Genomic DNA, 239 nt, shown 5'->3' with positions numbered 1-239 from the left:
CCGCGTGCTGGCCGGGGTCGTGGCCGATGCCCAGCTCGTCGCCCAGGATCATGCTGGCAATCTCGGCCCGCAGCTCTTCCTTGGCGTACCCCTCGCTCCCGAAGGGATGCGCCAGGTCGCGGTCCAGCCGCGACGGGTGGCCGGTCCAGTGCCCCAGCTCATGGAGCGCGGTTGCGTAGTAGTTGTCGGCGCTCGGGAACTGGCCTTTGTCGGGCAGATGGATGCTGTCCGTGGACGGC

At 69.5% G+C, this 239-nt stretch carries 1 protein-coding gene; it reads right to left on the bottom strand.

All coding sequences use genetic code 11. The annotated features are described in order from the left end of the window. Window positions 1-239 (bottom strand): zincin-like metallopeptidase domain-containing protein (locus tag AC0L3J_RS38375; protein ID WP_473350619.1); only part of this gene is annotated, 239 nt, incomplete at both ends.

The sequence above is a fragment of the Bradyrhizobium sp. Kon37 genome, from assembly GCF_055807535.1.
Note: the sequence above shows the minus strand (reverse complement) of the source record. Positions and strands in the feature narration are given on the sequence as shown.